This window comes from Oleiphilus sp. HI0061, assembly GCF_001635675.1.
Window position 1 is genome coordinate 1 of the sequence record NZ_LWFE01001448.1, and the last position, 1,527, is coordinate 1,527.

Genomic DNA, 1,527 nt, shown 5'->3' on the forward strand with positions numbered 1-1,527 from the left:
GGGAATCTTGGTTATGTTGATGGTGGGACGCTTAGTCATGCCTTTTCCGGGCGCAAGCCTGTTATTGAAGAAGGTTGATTAAATGAGTGTCCAGATTATTAATGATGCAGCAGCGCTTACTGAGGCTATAAAGCTTTGTTTAAATGAAACTGTCGTTGCAATCGATACCGAATTTATGCGAACCAACACCTATTTCGCAGCACCGGGTCTCATACAGATTGCAGCAGGCGAGCACGTCTACCTGATTGACCCTTTGGAAGTAGATGATCTCAGTTTGTTAGCGCCTTTGCTAGAAAGTGAGTCAGTGGTCAAGGTCTTGCATTCGATGAGTGAAGATATTGAGCTTTTGTTTCATTCGACGGGTGCGCGCATCAAAGCCGCGTTTGATACCCAGTTGGCGGCAGCATTTTTGGGTTTAGGGCCGTCGCTTGGTTACCAAAAGCTTGTGCAAGAGGTGCTTGGGCATGAGCTAGACAAGTCTGAAACGCGCTCCGACTGGCTGCGTCGCCCTTTGTCTGATAGCCAGTTAGCTTATGCTGCGAAAGATGTTGAGTATTTGCTGACGCTTTATTCTGAGCTGCAGGCACAGCTTTCAGCCAAGTCTTTTATGGCAGCGGTATTAGAAGAAAGTGCTTCATTGGTTCAGCAGTTTTTTCAGTCTTGGGATGCACCAGAGAATGCTTATTTGAAGCTGCGTGGTGGCTGTGAGCTTAAAAAGGTGGATCAGTCTTTACTAAAAACGCTGGTTATGTGGCGTGATGACTTGGCACAATCAAAAAATATTCCTAAACCTTGGGTGTTTTCAGATACAAGTTTGATTCAAATTGCTGAAACACATCCAGAAGTTTTGTCTGACCTGAAGCGTATTAAAGATATTCAGCATAAATCTATTCGCCGCTATGGCGAGGAATTGTTGGAAATAATTGCGGAGTTTAGTGATTCAGAAATTGACTTACGCCCGATTGACCGACCGGTTAGAGGCCGGGAGCTGGATTATTACCAGAAGCTAAAAGCGATAGTCGCGCAGGTCGCCAAAGATTCGGGGATTGCTGTTCAGTTACTGGGCTCAAGAAAAATGTTAGAACGTGTTGTCATAAATGTTCGTCGGCATGGCGATAAAAGTTTGCCTAACGAGTATTTGGGATGGCGCAAGCCTTGGTTAGCAGAAAAAATGTCAAAGGCGCTAGGAATTTAGGAGAAATGATGACGCAATATACCTCGAGTACGAAACGATTTTGCTCGGTTTATAAGAGTAAAAAGAAGCAGGAAATGTACTTATACCTCGACCGAGCGGATGAACTGACTTCTTTGCCTGATGCACTGATGCAAATATTTGGGCAAGCTGAGCATGTGATGGATATGATACTCACGCCAGAAAAGAAATTGGCCCGTGCGGATGCTAAGAAAATTTTGGACGATATTGCTGAGAAAGGCTTTTATTTGCAGATGCCGCCAGCAAAAGACCCGGAAATGTTGGATTTATATAAGCCACCTAAAGATAGTTTGCACGGCTAAATTAATGACGGT

The 1,527-nt window shown here is 44.5% G+C and carries 2 protein-coding genes and 1 pseudogene; all 3 read left to right on the forward strand.

Annotation, left to right across the window (positions count from 1 at the left end; all coding sequences use genetic code 11):
- Positions 1-78: pseudogene (recR, locus tag A3735_RS32670) on the forward strand (recombination protein RecR); the annotation flags it as partial.
- A 4-nt stretch (positions 79-82) separates the two neighbouring features.
- A complete protein-coding gene (gene rnd, locus A3735_RS22825; RefSeq protein WP_068514769.1) occupies positions 83-1,195 on the forward strand; it encodes a ribonuclease D in 1,113 nt (370 codons plus the stop codon).
- An 8-nt stretch (positions 1,196-1,203) separates the two neighbouring features.
- Complete coding sequence (locus tag A3735_RS22830) at positions 1,204-1,515, forward strand: YcgL domain-containing protein (RefSeq protein ID WP_068514773.1); 312 nt, start codon at positions 1,204-1,206, stop codon at positions 1,513-1,515.
- Positions 1,516-1,527: the final 12 nt, after the last annotated feature.

What these genes read in the sequence shown, in the direction of transcription:
- rnd (WP_068514769.1), top strand. Translation starts at nt 83, where the DNA reads ATGAGTGTCCAGATTATTAATGATGCAGCAGCGCTTACTGAGGCTATA.
- A3735_RS22830 (WP_068514773.1), top strand. Translation starts at nt 1,204, where the DNA reads ATGACGCAATATACCTCGAGTACGAAACGATTTTGCTCGGTTTATAAG.